Here is a 17,064-nt window from a genome sequence, read left to right as displayed (position 1 = left end):
ACATGACAATCTTTGCTGCAATATGGTCGCATGCCTTAAAATTCGTTTTCTATTATCCATTATTCATGTCGTATTTATGGATGATTGGCGCGATCATTTTCTATTGGAAAGAACGTCAGGCTCCGCCTTACGATCAACCTGCTCCATTAGAGAGTTATCCAAAAGTCGCTGTATTAATTCCTTGTTTTAATGAAGGGGATAATGCAGAAGAAACCATTAGCCATGCATTAAAACTGGACTATCCTCATTTTGAAGTGATTGCGATTAATGATGGTAGCTCGGACAATACTGGTGAGGTACTCGACTGTTTAGCAGCACAACATGAAAAACTACGTGTTGTTCATTTGGCTCAAAACCAAGGTAAAGCGATGGGGCTGCAAGCCGGAAGTTTAATGACCGATGCCGAGTTTTTAATTGGTATTGATGGGGATGCTTTACTTGATCCTCATGCAGCAAAGTGGATGATTCGTCATTTTCAGGAAAATCCAACAGTTGCAGCTGTGACGGGTAACCCACGTATCCGTACTCGCTCAACTTTATTAGGGCGTATTCAGGTCGGTGAGTTTTCTTCGATTGTCGGCATGATTAAACGTGCACAACGTACCTTTGGACGCTTATTTACCGTATCGGGTGTAATTACCGCTTTTCGTAAGAGCGCTGTTCACCAAGTGGACTATTGGTCACCAAATATGTTGACTGAAGATATCGATATTACGTGGAAATTGCAGCGTGCAGGTTGGGACATTCGTTTTGAACCGAATGCCTTGGTCTGGATTTTAATGCCTGAAACTTTAAATGGTTTGTGGAAACAACGTTTACGTTGGGCTATGGGCGGGGCACAGGTATTAATTAAAAATATTGATGTGTTCACTAAGCCAAAACTAAATTTTTTATGGCCATTAATGTTTGAGCTGTGCTTAACCTTAGTTTGGTCATATTTAATGCTCGCGATGGCTTTATTATGGTTGGTACATTTTATTTTACCAGTCCCTGCTTTAGCCGTTGTGAGCTCTCCATTTTTACCGTATGGTAGCGGTATTTTATTGGGGGCGACTTGTCTCATTCAGTTTGCTTTAAGCAAATGGATGGATAGTCGTTATGAACCACATCTAGGAAAAAACTATTTCTGGATGATCTGGTATCCATTGGTCTTTTGGCTAATCACCATCTCGGCAACTATTGTGGCATTTCCGAAAGTTTTAAAACGTGGAGATGAGAAACGTGCGCGTTGGGTGAGCCCGGATCGGGGCATTCGTGGATGAAATGCAAGAGTCATGAGATTTTAAAGATCGTGCTGTATTGATGTCTGGGGAAAACCGCAGCACTTCGTTAGGTAAAGAGAGAAATGAAGACAAATTCGTTGATTATTGATTTACGCCGTCAATTACCATGGCATAAACGCTATGCTTCTACAACAAGCACGGCCATGATGTGGGCGGTTTGGTTGTTGCTGTGGCGTCCATTTGTACTGATCTGGGTATTGGCTGAACTCCAAAAAACACATTTAGTTCACCGTTTGTTTAGTGCCTTTGGTTTGGGCATTGAACATGGCATTACTGCGTTAATTGCTTGTGCAATTTGCTTATTGTTGTGGAGTCATGTGCTGCCTGAGCATCGTGTTGGCGGTAATGCGCTTAAAGCAAAACAGACAGATGATTATGCGCGCTATTTTGATTTACCTGAACATGAAATTGAGCAGGGACGTAGTCAGAAAATTACAGTCGTTCACCATGATGAATTAGGTAAAATCATTAGAGTTGAATAAAGCATATTAATGAAAAAAAAGCCCGCATCATGTGGGCTTTTTTTTACACTAATTTCGGTATATCTATAAGTTTTAAACTGTAGAGTGCAGTGCTTGTGCAGGTATTATTTACCTTTGAAAACAGGAGGTCTTTTTTGCAACATGGCAAATACACCTTCTTGAACATCTTCTGTGGTGAGCAATGGTTGAAGATGGTTTTGCAATTGCTTAAAGGCAACCTCATAACCTTCGTTAATAGCTTCGCGAGCAGAGGCGAGAGTCGCTTTTACAGCAAGAGGAGCAGCTTGCGAAACATGTTCAGCAAGTTCTATTGCACGGTTGAGCTGAGAGCCTTCTGGGCATATTTCGGTAATCAGGTTCATGTCAAATGCTGCTTTTGCATCGAAAGAGTCACCAGTGAGTAAATAACGCATGGCTTTGGCCCAGCCTGCGGCTTGAGTAAAACGGGCGGTTGCTCCGCCAAAAGGTAAGATGCCACGTTGGACTTCCATTTGAGCAAATTGTGTATTTTCACTCGCAATCGTAATATCTGCGTTAAGAAATAGTTCTATACCAGCGGTGTAACAATAACCTTGTACCGCTACTATCAAAGGTTTACTGAGCTTTTGGCCGATTGTGCCCCACGGGTTAATTTCATTTTCACTAAAATCAAAAACACCTGTAGCGAGTTTAGGTTGTAACTCAACTAGGTCTAAACCAGCTGTAAAATGATCGCCATGAGCAAAAATAACCGCGCAGCGCAGGGCATCATTATTTTCATATTCAGTGAGTGCTAGTGATAAGTCTTTGATCATGTGACTATCAAAAGCATTACGTTTTGCTGCCCGATCTAGACCAATTAAAAAAATATGCCCGCGAGTTTCACGGCTGACTTTTCCTTCTTGATTTGACATATTGTCATGCTCTTTATTCGTCTTTAATCATGTTTTAAACAATCATTTAAAAACTAGCAAATATAATTTGTTGATGACTCGATCAGTATTTGTTTTGTCTGTGTATTGAGATAAATCGACAGCATTAGAAAAGAGTAAAACCTCAGACAACCTTAATTTCCATTATTTATTTAAATTAGCAGTTTGCTTAGCTTTATATTTTTCTCATAATACCTCGTCAAATTGATCTCAATAAGCAGCTGTTTTATGTCACCTCTAGAAATCTTTGCGGTCTTGATTAGCCTGATTGGAGTCGGATTAACGGTAATCCGTAATATGTGGTGTTGGCTGTTTAATTTCTTTGCCTTTGTTTTATATGCGTATTTGTTTTACGAATTTAAGCTATATGGCGAAACGATTTTGCAGTTCTTTTTTATGGTGGTAAATTTTTATGGCTTTTATTACTGGCTCAAAGGAAAGCAGCAAGATCACGATATTCGAATTGAACCGATTGCAGTTCAAACCGCTATCATTCAAATGATCATTGCCGCGATAGGTGGCTTGCTTTTTGGCTTAATTCTTAAAAACTTTACCGATGCAGCAGTTCCTATGCTCGACTCACAACTTGCCGCATTTAGTTTGCTCGCAACGTATTGGACCAGCCGAAAACATATTGCGACTTGGATACTTTGGGTATTTGTCGACATTATTTATGTCGGGATGTTCATTTATAAAGATTTATTTTTAACAGCCGCTTTGTATGCAGCATTTGTATTGATGGCAGCTTATGGTTGGTATCAATGGGAAAAGGTTAAAAAGAAACAGCTTTTAGCCTCTAACCAGCTTTAATTTGGAGAGCGATCATGTTGTTGAGCTTAGAGGTTTATAAACAACAACAGTTTGATCAAATGGCTGAAAAAATAATGGTCAAGCCAAAAGAATATTGTGAATTTAATTCTGTATCTGATTTTTATAACGCTGCGTGGCTCAACGGTTTTCCACAAGGTACTCAGGTCTCTGCGACAGGTTTAGATGATGGTGCTGAAGAGTTTTATGCAGTTATTCAGTTTAAACAACAGTATTTAAGATTTGATATTAAAGAAAATAATTCGACAATTATCTTTAAGGATATGAATGGGAACGTTTTAAAAAGTAACTTTTGATTTATAAAATAAAATCTAAAAAAAGCGACTTAACGTCGCTTTTTTTTAATAAATAAATTTGGAAATTTTATTCGCTGTTTCAACAACTAGGTTTGCGATATCTTCTTTAAATGTTCTTTCATCGTAAGTGGTAATTGGACAACTTACAGAGATAACAGCGACCATTTTACCGTTTGACTGTTTAAAAATAGGCGCCGCGCAGGCTGCCATATCGTGATTGTAATGACCCCAGCTCACCATGGTTTTTTGAGTTTTTACGTATGAAAGCCTTTGCAATAAAGCTTTTAAATTGGTTGGCGTCAGATCAGAGAAACTGTCCCAATCGCTAAAATTGCGGTAACGCTGACGTACTTCAGTTTCAGGTAAATCAGATAAAAGCATTTGACCAATCACGGTTGCATGGGCAGGCCAGCGAGTTCCTAAACTAATGTTGCTCGTGAAGGTTCCCATAGACTGGATATTATTTACAAAGACAATATGAGTACCTTCTAAAATAGAAAGATGTACAGCGAGTTTGGTTTGGTCACGTAGTTCTTTCATTAAAGGTGTCGATAAATCGAGTAATGAAAGTTTAGATAAACTGTTAAAACCAAGTTCCATGACTTTGGAATCGAGTGCATAAGTTTTTTGAGATGCTTTTCTTAAATAGCCACAAGATTCGAGTGTATAAATCAGGCGAAATGCACTAGAACGGTTCACTTCTAAAATTTCAGCAATTTCTGTAATGGTCATTTCTTGCGCTTGTTGATTAAATGCTTGCAAGATAGCTAAACCCCGTACAAGTCCGGGAACTAAATATCGGTCATCATTTTTTGTTGTTTCCGATTCTTGCGAATCTTCTTCAATTGCTATGCTCATTCGTGTCATTTTCCTATAAATAAAACATGATTCAATTTGGGGCATGCTGCTTTATTTTATAACTATTGTAATTGTTAAAAATGCATAAAACAATTTTTATATTTAAAACTTTGTTTCCTTCTTGAAACGTAACAAAATATTTAAAAATTAGTAAACTAATGAATTTTATATTTATTTTTACTTTGACAAAAAATGATCAAGGGGATTATGCTTAGCTTGTGTTTTGAAAATCAAATTATGTTTTGTATATAAAACAAAATGAGGGCGCAAGGTATGAGTTGGATCTCAGTTTGTCAGCAGGGTGACGTTAGCGAAGATGAGCCGAAAGCCATCGAAGTTGAAGGGAAAAAAATAGGCGTATTTTTCGTCGATGAAAATTACTTTGCTATCGAAAATGTTTGCCCTCATGCGTATGCCTTATTAACCGAAGGATTTATCGAAGATCAGACTGTTGAATGTCCATTGCACGAAGCAATTTTTGACATTCAAACAGGTGAGCTAAAAAGTGGGCCAGGGTGTAGAAACCTATGTACGTACCCAGTTCGTGTTGAAGGACAGGATATTCAAATTCAACTCTAGTCCTCACATGTACAAGGAAGCAGAACAATGAAGACATTTAATGAAAAGTTGGCAAGCTGGATTCATGCAACGCCGGCAACCGAAGCAGGTATCAACAATATTCAAATTCCAGGTCAATCTGAATTGTTGGTTTGGCAGACACGTTATAAAGAGCCAACTCTCTATGAACAGGATTTTGTAAAAAACTTGATTCAGGCATTTTCTGCGGGCGCAACAGAGTTAGATGACGTTGTTTCTGCACTTAATCAACAGGGTTTCCGCTGTGAATCTGGTGATGAATGGACTTCTGCAAGCTTTACAGAAGAAATGCAACGTTTAGGTTATTGATTCAAGGAAGAATAAAATGAACGCAATCGTATCAACTTCACAAAGCGCTGAAGAATATTTAGAACTTGGTTTACGTGACCAATGGCATCCGGTTTTGGCAGGTTGGGAAGTCGCTGCTAATCCAGTCGGTATTACCCGTTTAGGCGAAAATATCGTGGTTTGGCGTGATGCCGAAGGTCAGGTTCATGCACTTGAAGATCGCTGTCCACACCGCGGTGCTCGTCTTTCCCTTGGTTGGAACTTAGGCGACCGAGTTGCTTGCTGGTATCACGGTGTTGAAGTTCGTGCTGATGGTGTAGTTGCTGATGTGCCAGCGGTTCATGAATGTCCAATGACCGGAACTAAATGTTTAAAGAACTATCCAGTAATTGAGCAACATGGCGCAATCTTCATCTGGTTTGGTATTGATGCAAATGAACAACCAGCACCGCTTGAGTTCCCAGAGCAACTCGCAAGTGAAGAGTGGAGTGCGTTCCTTTGCCAAGCAGACTGGAAAGTAAACCATCAATACGCGATTGATAATGTGATGGACCCAATGCACGGGACCTATTTACATGCGACATCGCACTCGATGGCAGATGGTGAACGTACTGCAGAGATGAAGCACCGTACCACCGATAATGGCTTTGTTTTTGAAAAAGAAGGTCAAACAGGTGTGAACTTTGACTGGGTTGAATATGGTTCAACAGGTGCAAGCTGGTTACGTCTTTCAATTCCATACCGTAAACAATTTGGCCCAGGTGGTGAATTCTGGATTGTGGGTTATGCAACGCCAATTGATGCCAACAATACTCGCGTATTTTTCTGGCGCTGCCGTAAGGTGAGTGGTTGGCAACGTAATGTATGGCGTTTCTTATATCGCAATCACTTAGAACAATTGCATTGGGATGTATTGGAACAAGACCGAATTATTTTAGAAAATCTTGCGCCAAATGCGCGTGAAAAAGAGTTTCTCTATCAACATGATGTTGGTCTTGCACGTTTACGCCGTTTAATGAAAAAAGAAGCTGAGAAGCAATTAAAGAAAATTGCTGCACTAAATGCATCAAACCGTATCGAGATGCAGGAAGAAGCTCATGGCTAATGTAGCGTTGTTGCAAGGCAAAAAAGTTTTAGTGACTGGTGCTGCGCGTGGTTTAGGTAGAGATTTCGCTCAAGCCATTGCCGAGGCAGGTGCTGAAGTTGTGATGGCAGATATTTTGTCTGACTTGGTGCAACAAGAAGCACAAGTGTTACAACAACAAGGACTAAACGTTCATGCTGTCACCGTTGACCTTGCCAATGCAGACTCTATTGAAAATGCTGTTGCAAAAAGCGTTGAAGTATTACAGGGACTAGATGGCCTTGTGAATTGCGCGGCACTGGCGACCAATGTCGGTGGAAAAAATATGATTGATTACGATCCTGAACTTTGGGATCGGGTCATGAATATTAATGTGAAAGGCACATGGCTGATCAGTAAGGCATGCGTTCCCCATTTAAAGCAATCGGCTGCAGGCAAGATCATTAATGTTGCTTCCGATACAGCACTTTGGGGCGCACCGAATCTAATGGCTTATGTTGCAAGTAAAGGTGCAATTGTTGCCATGACGCGTTCAATGGCAAGAGAGTTGGGGCAGTCCAATATCTGCGTTAACACATTGTCACCGGGCCTTACTCTGGTTGAAGCAACCGAGTATGTGCCTCAAGAACGTCACGATTTATATGTCAACGGAAGAGCGATTCAACGTCAGCAACTTCCACAAGATTTAAATGGAACAGCATTGTATCTACTGTCGGATTTGTCCTCTTTTGTGACAGGTCAAAATATTCCGGTCAATGGCGGTTTTGTCTTTAACTAAGGAGTAGTCAAATGATTACAGGGATCGAGATTTTAAAGTTTGGAGTTGAAGATAGAGCCGCTTCAAACAAGTTTTTGGCAGATTTTGGTTTAAGCAAAAGTACTTCGGATATTGAAGGTACTGATCTTTACCAAACCCAAAATGGTAGCAAGATTTATCTATTTAATTGTGATGATGAGCGTTTGCCGACTGCTATTGAACAAGGTTCAACTTTACGTGAAGTGACTTGGGGCGTTGATAGTGCTCAAGACCTTGATGACTTGGCAGCTCGTTTGGCCGATGTAGAGGGTTTTAAACGTACTGAAAATACAGTTGAGTGTCTTGACCCAAATGGCATGACCATTCGTTTTGAACAAAGTTTTGTTAAAGAAGTACCTGAACTTAAAACGGAAGGTATTAACCAATACGGCAACATTCAACGTGTGAATGCAGCAAGTCCTGTTTATGAAAAAGGTCAACCTGTTGCGATTGGACATGTGGTGTTCTTCACACCGGATTTGGCAACAACTGAAAACTTCTATATCGAGAAAGTAGGTTTCCATTTATCTGATGCTTACAAAAATCGCGGTGCATTCTTACGTTGCCGCGGTGAAGGTTATCACCATGATTTATTCTTGCTTAGTGTTCCAAATAAACCTGCTGGCTTAAATCACGTTGCGTTTGTTGTTCGCGATATCCATGAGGTGATTGGGGGCGGTTTAAATATGAATCGTTCGGAGTGGTCAACCTTTATTGGACCGGGACGTCATCCAATTTCTTCTGCTTATTTCTGGTACGTCAACTCACCATTAGGTGGTGCATTTGAATACTACACCAACGATGATTATTTGACAGAAGAATGGCAACCACGTGTAGAAGAACATCGTCTAGAGCTTTTCACTGAATGGGCGATTGAGGGTGGTCTTGATGACACAACCCGCCGTCAGGTGAAGCCTGTTTAACAGGTATTGCTTTACAAGGAAGATGGCTATGGAAAAGATCGTAATTGTAGGTGCCGGACAGGCAGCGGGTTGGGCAGTAAGTACCTTGCGTCAAAATGGGTATGTGGGTGAAATTCACGTGGTTTCAAATGAAGATCAAGTGTTTTATGAACGTCCGCCACTGTCTAAGCAAGTACTTTCAAAAGAAGCAACATATGAAAGTTTGAATCTGTTCTCACCTGAACAGGTTCAAGAGTTCAACGTTCAATGGCATAAACCGGAAATTGCGACAAAAGTCGATCGTGAGCAAAAACAGGTTCATTTAGAAAGTGGTCAGATTTTGCCGTATGACAAATTGCTGATCGCAACTGGAAGCCGTGCGCGTGTACCCGTCAATACATGGCAGTTCATTCCAAATGTTGTGACTTTACGCAATGTGCATGATTGTGAACGTTTGGCTGAAATTTTAAAGAATGCAAAAAATGTCGCTGTGATTGGCGGTGGCTGGATTGGTTTAGAAATTGCTGCAACTGCACGTAAGCAAGGTAAAGATGTTCATATATTTGAATATGGTGATCGTTTATGTGCAAGAAGCGTGAGTCCGGAAGTTTCTGCATTTTTAAAAAATATGCATGAAACTCAAGGTACAAAAATTCATTTAGACAGCAAGAGTCTTCATTTAGTTGAAGCGCCAAATCAAAAAGTTGAAGTGGTGAACCATCCTCAAAATAGTCAGTTATTTGACTGTGTTGTGGTAGGTGCAGGCGCTGAGATTGCCAAAGAGTTAGGTGTACATGCTGGTCTCGATGTGAAAGATGGCATTGTAGTGAATTGTTTTGGGCAAACTTCAGATCAAAACATTTATGCCGCAGGTGATGTTGCGATTCATCCGGGCTTGGGTTATTGCATTCAGTCGTGGGCAAATGCACAAAATCAGGCGATTGCAGCTGCGAAGTCAATGCTCGGCATTGAAACCGAATATAGCGATATTCCATGGCTTTGGTCAGATCAATATCACTTTAATATCCAGATTTTAGGTACGTATCAACCTGAAAAAACGAAGGAAGTAGTCATTCGTCAAGGTGGGGAAGATCAGGTGAGCTATTTATATCTGGACCATGAAAATCGTTTGCTCAACATGATTGCCATTAATGATTCTAAACTGATCAAACTGGCAAAACGTTGGATGCAAGCCAACACCGTTTTAGATCCAAAACTATTAGCAGATGCTGAATTTAATGTCATGAAGTTAAAACCGTAAACATTAAATCTGGTTCTCATTACCAAATCGAAGGAATGACACATGAGTAATGAAGAAAAAAGTGGATTGAAGCATTGGGTACCTGCTTTTGTCCTTATGGTGTGTGTGGTACTGGCGTTTTTCGACAAGATTAGTATTGCGGTTTTATTTTCAGATCCTCATTTTCAAAGTGCAATGGGAATTGCTGAAGATAAGGCCAAGCTCGGATGGCTCATGACAAGTTTTTTACTTGCTTATGGTTTTTCATCAGTCTTTCTAAGCTTTTTGGGTGACATCTTTAACCCAAAGAAAATGCTGTTCTGGAGCGTAACGTCGTGGGGCGTACTCATGTTCTGTATGGGGTTCACCACCAGTTATTCAGGCATGTTGGTTTTACGTGTACTGCTTGGTTTAGCAGAAGGCCCGTTATTTGCCTTGGCATACACCATTGTTAAGCAGACTTATACGGACCGTCAGCAGGCACGTGCTTCTACCATGTTCTTACTTGGAACACCGATAGGTGCATTCCTTGGGTTCCCGATCACTGCAAATGTTTTAGCTCACCACGATTGGCATACCACTTTTTTTGTGATGGCTGCGCTAACCCTGATTGCGATTTTTAGCATTGTTTTTGGTCTGCGTAACTTGCAGCTCAAGAAAACTGTCGAAATTGAGGGCGAGAGTAAACGCACTAATTTCAAAGGTCACATTGCCAATACTAAATTGCTGCTCAGCAACAGCGCATTCTGGCTGGTTTGTCTCTTTAACATTGCGTTGATGACGTATTTGTGGGGCTTAAACAGCTGGGTTCCTTCTTACCTAATGCAAGACAAAGGATTCAATCTCAAAGAGTTTGGGATGTATTCAAGCTTTCCGTTCATTGCCATGTTAATTGGCGAAATTATCGGTGCGTTTTTATCTGACAAATTAGGCCGCCGCGCAATTCAAGTATTTAGCGGTTTATTACTCGCGGGCATCTTCATGTATGTGATGGTCATTATGACTGAGCCATTATTGATTATTGCTGCCATGTCTTTAAGTGCTATGGCATGGGGTTTTGGAGTAGCAGCTGTATTTGCTCTGCTTGCAAGAGTAACGACCTCAAATGTAGGGGCGACTGCGGGCGGAATATTTAACGGTTTAGGTAATTTTGCAAGTGCAATTGCGCCTGTTCTTATCGGTTACATCGTGATGCAAACACACAGTTTTAATTTAGGAATTACCTTCTTGGCTGCTGTCGCTGTCATTGGGTCGTTGTTCTTGGTTCCTCTTTTAAAACGTTATTAATTCACTGTATAGGAGTTTAAAAAATGACTACACAACAATTCGAATCGTGGGCACAACCAGAGGGTGCTTCTTTAGAAGATTGGTTAAACACACGTATTGCTCGCTTTGAGACACGTAAATATGACTTCGATGCTTTGAAGTTCCAAGCAGATTACGACCCGAAATATCGCCGTGCACAAATGCGTTACATGGGTACGGGTGCAACAGGTGTTGCAAATGATGGTAACACCGTTCCAGCAGAAAACTTCACGTTTTCAACCATGGTTCTGCCACCACAATGTGAAGGTCCTTTGCACATTCACCACGATGTTGAAGAAGTTTTCTTTATGCTTCGCGGCGAAATTGATTTGTTTATTGAGCACAACGGCGAAAAATTTGAAACCCGTTTAAAAGAGCGTGATCTGATTTCAATTCCACCGGGAATTTACCGTGGTCTGTTTAACCCAGGTCAAGAAGATGCCTTGATGTGTGTGATGTTAGGAACAGGTAAACCAACCATTCCGAACTATCCACCAGAGCATCCATTGTCTCAAATCAAACGTTAATTGTTTGATGAAGTGAATGAAGGAAAGAATTGAAAATGATGACACTCATTGAAAAGTTAGCAGAATTTCCGGTGAAAACCGTTACTGTTCAAGGCCAGCAGCAAGCCTATCGGGAAGCTGGTCAGGGCGAGTACCTTGTGCTGTTGCATGGTATTAGTTCAGGTTCTGCTTCATGGGTAAACCAACTTGAAGTGCTGTCTCATCATTTTCATGTCATTGCCTGGGACGCACCGGGCTATGGCAAATCAGATGAACTTTTAACTGATCAGCCCAATGCTACTGATTACGCAAAGCGTTTGGCAGCATTGTTTGATGTTTTAAAAATTGAAAAAGCAATTGTGGTCGGACACTCATTAGGTGCCTTACAGGCCAGTGCATTTGCTGCACTTTACCCAGAGCGAGTGGAACACTTGGTTGTTGCTAACTTGGCACAAGGCTATCAACGCCACGATGAACAAACACAAATTCAGGTTTTTGAAAAAAGACCAAAAATGTTGAAAGAACTAGGCGCTAAAGGAATGGCTGAAAGCCGTGGACCTCATTTGATTTATAAACAAGAGCCACAAGCCTTAGCTTTAGTTTCAGAGGTGATGCAGCAGCTGACCCTAAAAGGTTTCACCCATGCATCGTACTTACTGGCATATGACGAAATACGTAATTACTTAACCAATTTAAAAGTCCCATGCACAGTCATTGCAGGGCAGCAAGATCAAATCACTCCTGCGTTAGGTATACAAGAGCTTGCTCAGGAATTGCAGTTGGAACAGCGCTTCGTCATAGAAGATGCAGGACACTTAAGTTATGTCGACCAACCGCAAGCATTTAACCAAATTATGTTGACGATTCAGGAACAATCGTAAGAGAGATTAAGGATTATGAGCTTCCAAGTTGAAGGAAAAGTTGCAGTTGTTACCGGTGGCTCATCTGGGATTGGGCTGGCTGCTGTTGAAATACTGGTTGCAGAGGGTGCAAAAGTTGCTTGGTGTGGTCGCGATGAAGAACGTCTAAATGCTTCAAAGCACTATATTTTAGAAAAATTTCCACATGCCAATATTTTTACTAAAGCATGTAATGTGTTGAAAAAAGAAGAAGTTCAGCAATTTGCCAAAGAGGTCAAACTCAATTTGGGCAATGTGGACATGCTCATTAACAATGCTGGGCAAGGCCGTGTTTCAAATTTTGAAAATACGCAAGATGAAGACTGGATGAAAGAAATCGAGCTGAAATATTTCAGTGTTTTACATCCGGTAAGAGCTTTTCTTGATGACTTAAAACAGTCGGCAAATGCCTCAATTACTAATGTGAACTCGTTACTGGCATTGCAACCGGAACCGCACATGATTGCGACTTCATCTGCACGCGCTGCACTGTTGAACTTAACCCATTCGTTGGCGCATGAGTTTACTCAATATGGCGTTCGTGTGAACTCGATTTTACTCGGTATGGTCGAATCTGCGCAGTGGAAACGCCGTTATGAAACCCGTTCAGATTTAAATCTGTCATGGGAAGAGTGGACAGGCAATATCGCAAAAAATCGTGGCATTCCTATGCAGCGTTTAGGTCGTCCAGAAGAGCCTGCACGTGCTTTAGTTTTCTTGGCATCACCATTGGCATCTTACACCACAGGTTCGGCAATAGATGTCTCAGGTGGTTTTAACAAACATTTATAAATATTAGGTGCTGTCATGAAAAAGTTGATGATGATTGGTTTTGGCGCAATGGCAGCAGAAGTGTATGCCCACTTGCCTCAAGATCTGCAACTCAAATGGATTGTCGTGCCATCTCGCAGTATTGAAAAAGTGCAGTCACAAGTCTCTTCCGAGATTCAGGTGATTTCAGATATTGAGCAATGTGATGGTACGCCAGACTATGTCATTGAAGTGGCAGGTCAAGCAGCAGTGAAAGAGCATGCTCAAAAAGTTTTAGCGAAAGGCTGGACCATTGGTCTGATTTCGGTGGGTACTTTGGCTGATAGCGAATTTTTGATTCAGCTTAAGCAAACTGCCGAAAAAAATGATGCACATCTGCATTTACTTGCAGGGGCTATCGCAGGTATTGACGGTATTTCTGCGGCCAAAGAAGGTGGTTTGCAAAAAGTCACTTACAAGGGCTGTAAAAGCCCAAAAAGCTGGAAGGGCAGTTATGCAGAGCAATTGGTCGATTTAGACCATGTGGCTGAAGCTACAGTCTTTTTCACAGGAACTGCCCGTGAAGCTGCGACCAAATTTCCAGCCAATGCCAATGTTGCAGCAACCATTGCACTGGCAGGGCTTGGAATGGACGAAACCATGGTTGAGTTAACTGTTGATCCAACCATCAACAAAAACAAACACACCATTGTGGCAGAAGGTGGCTTTGGGCAAATGACCATTGAACTGGTGGGCGTGCCGTTGCCAAGTAACCCGAAAACATCAACTTTGGCTGCGCTTAGCGTGATTCGTGCTTGTCGCAACAGTGTAGAAGCAATACAGATTTAAGAAGGATTTGATCATGGCAAAGGAAATTTATATTGCAGGTGAATGGCGATTAGGTCGTGGTGCAGTCATTCAAAGCCTGTTTCCGGCAGATCAGTCGGTAAACGCTGAGCTTTCAACAGCAACGCTTGAAGATGTAAATGAGGCAATTGAAAAAGCGGATCAGGCTTGGCGTCAACCGAGCTGGAGAAACAGTTTGCCGCATGAGCGCGCACGTATTCTCTATAAAGTTGCAGATATTATTGAAGCGCGTATAGATGAATTAGCAAAATTACAAACCCGTGATAATGGAAAGCCTTTAACCGAAACTCGTGGTTTAGTGATGAGCGCGGCGGCGACTGCACGTTATGTTGCTGCGGCATGTGAAACGCTGAATGATGAGCTCACCACACAACGTGCTCCAGACTTTATGACCATGAGCGTGCATGAACCTGTAGGGGTTGTGGCAGCAATTACGCCTTGGAACTCTCCAATTGCGAGTGAAGTTCAAAAGCTTGCTCCAGCTTTGGCAGCAGGAAATGCAGTGGTGTTAAAACCAGCAGAAGCAACTTCACTGATTGCTTTAGAACTTGCCAAAATTTTTGAAGAAGCTGGCTTACCAAAAGGTTTACTCAGCGTGCTAGTTGGTCGTGGTTCTGTGATTGGTGATGCAATTGCTCAGCACCCGCTGGTTCGTAAAATCTCTTTTACGGGTGGAACAACTACGGGTCGTCATTTGGCACACATTGCCGCTGACAAGCTTATTACTACTTCACTTGAGTTAGGTGGAAAGTCACCAACCATCGTTTTGCCAGATGCAGACATTGAACTGGCTGCTAAAGGTGTCGCGTACGGTATTTTTAGCTCGGCAGGCCAAGCGTGTATCGCAGGTTCTCGCTTGTTTATTCATAGCAGTCTTTACGATCAGTTTTTAACGCGGTTGGTTGAAATTACCAAAGGCTTACGTGTGGGTCATCCGGAACAAGCTGGTGTACATTTAGGGCCACTAGTGAATGACAAACATTTGCAGTCAGTTGATCGCTATGTGCAACTTGCTAAAAGCGAAGGTGGTCAAGTTCTGATTGGTGGTGAAGCACTTACAACTGGTGACTATGCCAAAGGAAGCTATTACTTACCTACCATTATCACGGGCTTAAATAACAGTGCTCAAACCTGTCAGGAAGAAATTTTTGGCCCTGTTTTAGTGGTTATGAAATATGACAATGAGCAAGATTTAATTGCCCAAGCTAATGACAGTTGTTTTGGTCTTGCCGCAGGTATTTGGACTGAAAGCTATCGCAAAGCTTGGCGTATTGCACGTGCCTTAGAAGTGGGAACGGTATGGATTAATACCTACAAAAAATTCTCGATTAGTGCGCCGTTTGGTGGCTTTAAAGACAGTGGTATCGGGCGCGAAAAAGGCCGTTTGGGCATTTTATCGTACATGCAACAAAAGAGTATTTATATGGGGCTGAATGAACAGCCTAACCCTTGGTGCGATTAATAAATTCAAGGACTGAAAATAAATTTTGAGGAACAGACATGACTGAACGTGTAAATGTAGGCGAAGCAATCGCAAGAGTTTTAGAAGCGCACCAAGTTGATAGTATTTATGGTGTTATTTCCATCCACAATTTACCTATTGCCGATGCAGTAGGGCGCCGTGAAAAAATGCGTTTTGTTGCAGCCCGTGGTGAGGCTGGCGCAGTTACCATGGCAGATGCACACTCACGCTTTAAAGGCCTAGGTGTAGCGTTGACTAGTACAGGTGCTGGGGCAGGTAATGCGGTAGGCTCACTCATTGAAGCAATGAATGCGGGTAGCCCTGTATTGCATTTAACGGGTCAAGTTGAGCGTGAATATCTCGACCGTGATGCGAGTTTCATTCATGAAACCAAAGACCAACTTACATTCTTGCGTGCATCGAGCAAAGCGGCGTTCCGTATTACCAGTCCAGACAATGCTGTTGGTGTAATACGTGAAGCAATCCGTGTAGCAACTACAGTTCCAATGGGACCGGTTAGTGTTGAGTTACCAATTGATGTACAAGCAGCAGAAATTGATTTGCCACTTAATCTTGGGCCAGTGAAAGCACTTGAGTTGCCACAGGCAGAGCAAGCTGAAATTGATCTTCTTGTCAGTGAAATCAAAAAAGCAAAACGCCCGATTTTCTGGATTGGTGGTGGAACTTTAAATAGCGTTGCCGAAGTTAAAGCCATTGCAGATTTAGGTATTCCGGTTGTGTCGTCTACACACGGCCGTGGTGTGTTGGCAGATGATCATCCACGTAGTTTAGGTGCTTTCCATAACTCGGCAGGTGTTGAGCAGTTATTAAAAGATGCCGACCTGATGGTAGTAGTGGGTTCTCGTTTACGTAGTAATGAAACTAAAACTTATTCGGTTGAATTCCCTGAAAACATTATTCAGGTAGATGCAAACCCAGTGGCTCAGCAACGTAATTACAAAATCCGCAACTTCATTTGTGGCGATGCCAAAGATGTATTAACACGTGTGTTGGAACAACTTCAAGGCACTTCAAAAGTTGATGCCGATTATGATGCTGCTGTAGTAGCTGCTAAACAAGCTGCAATTGATGCACTGCGTAAGCAAATCGATCAGTACGCTTTAATTTGTGATCACTTACGTGCAGCTTTACCTCAAGACGGTATTTTTGTACGTGACATCACCATGTCGGGTAGTACATGGGGCAGTCGTTTATTCCCGGTACAAGCACCAAACCAAAACATCCACTCGCTTGCGGGGGCAATTGGTTTAGGTCTTGCAACAGCAATCGGTGCTTCGATTGCTAACCCTGACAAAAAAGTAATTGGTTTAGTCGGTGATGGCGGCTTAATGCTTGGCATTGGTGAAATTGCAACCATGGTGCAAGAAAACACCAATATGGTCTTAATGATTATGAATGACGGTGGTTATGGCGTAATGCGTGGCATTCAAAATAACTACTTTGGTGGTCGTCAGTATTTCAATGAATTGCATACACCTGACTACAAACTTCTTGGCGAATCAATGGGTGTGAAAAGCTGGAAAGTGGGTAGTGCAGATGAGTTTAAAACGGTTATTCAAGAGGCAGTCGCTTTTGAAGGACCAACTGTGATCGAGCTCGATATGAACTCGATTGGACCATTAAACTTCGCGGGTCCACCGCAAAAGAAACTGTATTAACCAGTTTGGATGGTTTAGTACATATGCGATG

General features: G+C 41.8%; 19 protein-coding genes. 17 read left to right on the top strand and 2 right to left on the bottom strand.

What is annotated here, in order from left to right:
- Positions 1 to 2: 2 nt before the first annotated feature.
- A complete protein-coding gene (gene pgaC, locus KTJ10_RS10115) occupies positions 3 to 1,262 on the top strand; it encodes a poly-beta-1,6-N-acetyl-D-glucosamine synthase (RefSeq protein ID WP_262441937.1) in 1,260 nt (419 codons plus the stop codon).
- A gap of 83 nt (positions 1,263 to 1,345) precedes the next feature.
- Positions 1,346 to 1,765 (top strand): poly-beta-1,6-N-acetyl-D-glucosamine biosynthesis protein PgaD, encoded by a 420-nt coding sequence (gene pgaD, locus KTJ10_RS10110; RefSeq protein WP_044100554.1) that lies wholly within the window; start codon positions 1,346 to 1,348, stop codon positions 1,763 to 1,765.
- 104 nt (positions 1,766 to 1,869) lie between these two features.
- On the opposite strand, the gene KTJ10_RS10105 is transcribed toward pgaD, so the two are convergent.
- On the bottom strand, positions 1,870 to 2,658 hold the full coding sequence (locus KTJ10_RS10105; RefSeq protein ID WP_063098294.1) for a crotonase/enoyl-CoA hydratase family protein: 789 nt from the start codon (positions 2,656 to 2,658) through the stop codon (positions 1,870 to 1,872).
- A 246-nt stretch (positions 2,659 to 2,904) separates the two neighbouring features.
- Here KTJ10_RS10105 and pnuC point away from each other — a divergent pair, with 246 nt between their 5' ends.
- Both pnuC and KTJ10_RS10095 read left to right on the top strand, forming a co-directional pair.
- Positions 2,905 to 3,486: a nicotinamide riboside transporter PnuC gene (gene pnuC / locus KTJ10_RS10100; RefSeq protein WP_017387107.1), complete on the top strand. Its 582-nt coding sequence runs from the start codon at positions 2,905 to 2,907 to the stop codon at positions 3,484 to 3,486.
- Between the two features lie 14 nt (positions 3,487 to 3,500).
- Positions 3,501 to 3,800, top strand: a complete 300-nt coding sequence (locus KTJ10_RS10095) for a hypothetical protein (RefSeq protein WP_057068459.1) — start codon at positions 3,501 to 3,503, stop codon at positions 3,798 to 3,800.
- Between the two features lie 45 nt (positions 3,801 to 3,845).
- Here KTJ10_RS10095 and KTJ10_RS10090 read toward each other — a convergent pair whose 3' ends face one another.
- On the bottom strand, positions 3,846 to 4,658 hold the full coding sequence (locus tag KTJ10_RS10090) for an IclR family transcriptional regulator (RefSeq protein WP_262441935.1): 813 nt from the start codon (positions 4,656 to 4,658) through the stop codon (positions 3,846 to 3,848).
- A 273-nt stretch (positions 4,659 to 4,931) separates the two neighbouring features.
- Here KTJ10_RS10090 and KTJ10_RS10085 point away from each other — a divergent pair, with 273 nt between their 5' ends.
- Genes KTJ10_RS10085 through KTJ10_RS10025 form a run of 13 tightly spaced genes read left to right on the top strand, consistent with a single transcriptional unit; the run spans position 4,932 to position 17,033 of the window.
- A complete protein-coding gene (locus KTJ10_RS10085) occupies positions 4,932 to 5,237 on the top strand; it encodes a non-heme iron oxygenase ferredoxin subunit (RefSeq protein ID WP_000118513.1) in 306 nt (101 codons plus the stop codon).
- A 27-nt stretch (positions 5,238 to 5,264) separates the two neighbouring features.
- Positions 5,265 to 5,564 (top strand): recombinase-like helix-turn-helix domain-containing protein, encoded by a 300-nt coding sequence (locus KTJ10_RS10080; RefSeq protein WP_005070730.1) that lies wholly within the window; start codon positions 5,265 to 5,267, stop codon positions 5,562 to 5,564.
- 16 nt (positions 5,565 to 5,580) lie between these two features.
- Positions 5,581 to 6,648 carry an aromatic ring-hydroxylating oxygenase subunit alpha gene (locus KTJ10_RS10075; RefSeq protein ID WP_262441934.1) on the top strand — a complete coding sequence of 356 codons (1,068 nt, stop codon included), beginning with the start codon at positions 5,581 to 5,583 and terminating at the stop codon, positions 6,646 to 6,648.
- Entirely contained in the window at positions 6,641 to 7,405 is a 765-nt protein-coding gene (locus KTJ10_RS10070; protein ID WP_161281796.1) for an SDR family oxidoreductase, read from the top strand. The genes KTJ10_RS10075 and KTJ10_RS10070 overlap by 8 nt, the downstream gene beginning before the upstream one ends.
- An 11-nt stretch (positions 7,406 to 7,416) precedes the next feature.
- Positions 7,417 to 8,346 (top strand): VOC family protein, encoded by a 930-nt coding sequence (locus tag KTJ10_RS10065; protein WP_262441933.1) that lies wholly within the window; start codon positions 7,417 to 7,419, stop codon positions 8,344 to 8,346.
- 28 nt (positions 8,347 to 8,374) lie between these two features.
- Positions 8,375 to 9,586: an NAD(P)/FAD-dependent oxidoreductase gene (locus tag KTJ10_RS10060; RefSeq protein WP_032005859.1), complete on the top strand. Its 1,212-nt coding sequence runs from the start codon at positions 8,375 to 8,377 to the stop codon at positions 9,584 to 9,586.
- Positions 9,587 to 9,628: 42 nt separating this feature from the next.
- Entirely contained in the window at positions 9,629 to 10,852 is a 1,224-nt protein-coding gene (locus tag KTJ10_RS10055; protein WP_005803015.1) for an MFS transporter, read from the top strand.
- A 23-nt stretch (positions 10,853 to 10,875) separates the two neighbouring features.
- Positions 10,876 to 11,397, top strand: coding sequence for a cupin domain-containing protein (locus KTJ10_RS10050; protein WP_002117566.1), 522 nt, complete (start codon positions 10,876 to 10,878; stop codon positions 11,395 to 11,397).
- Between the two features lie 35 nt (positions 11,398 to 11,432).
- Positions 11,433 to 12,257 (top strand): alpha/beta fold hydrolase, encoded by an 825-nt coding sequence (locus KTJ10_RS10045; RefSeq protein ID WP_170248883.1) that lies wholly within the window; start codon positions 11,433 to 11,435, stop codon positions 12,255 to 12,257.
- 15 nt (positions 12,258 to 12,272) lie between these two features.
- Complete coding sequence (locus KTJ10_RS10040; protein ID WP_000009973.1) at positions 12,273 to 13,067, top strand: SDR family oxidoreductase; 795 nt, start codon at positions 12,273 to 12,275, stop codon at positions 13,065 to 13,067.
- Positions 13,068 to 13,082: 15 nt separating this feature from the next.
- Positions 13,083 to 13,874 carry an aspartate dehydrogenase gene (locus KTJ10_RS10035; RefSeq protein ID WP_262441932.1) on the top strand — a complete coding sequence of 264 codons (792 nt, stop codon included), beginning with the start codon at positions 13,083 to 13,085 and terminating at the stop codon, positions 13,872 to 13,874.
- A gap of 13 nt (positions 13,875 to 13,887) precedes the next feature.
- A complete protein-coding gene (locus tag KTJ10_RS10030) occupies positions 13,888 to 15,354 on the top strand; it encodes an aldehyde dehydrogenase (RefSeq protein ID WP_262441931.1) in 1,467 nt (488 codons plus the stop codon).
- A 38-nt stretch (positions 15,355 to 15,392) separates the two neighbouring features.
- Positions 15,393 to 17,033 (top strand): thiamine pyrophosphate-binding protein, encoded by a 1,641-nt coding sequence (locus KTJ10_RS10025; RefSeq protein WP_063098301.1) that lies wholly within the window; start codon positions 15,393 to 15,395, stop codon positions 17,031 to 17,033.
- Positions 17,034 to 17,064 lie beyond the last annotated feature (31 nt).

This window comes from Acinetobacter sp. WU_MDCI_Abxc222 (assembly GCF_025514755.1).
Classification (GTDB): Bacteria; Pseudomonadota; Gammaproteobacteria; order Pseudomonadales; family Moraxellaceae; genus Acinetobacter; species Acinetobacter geminorum.
Note: the sequence above shows the minus strand (reverse complement) of the source record. Positions and strands in the feature narration are given on the sequence as shown.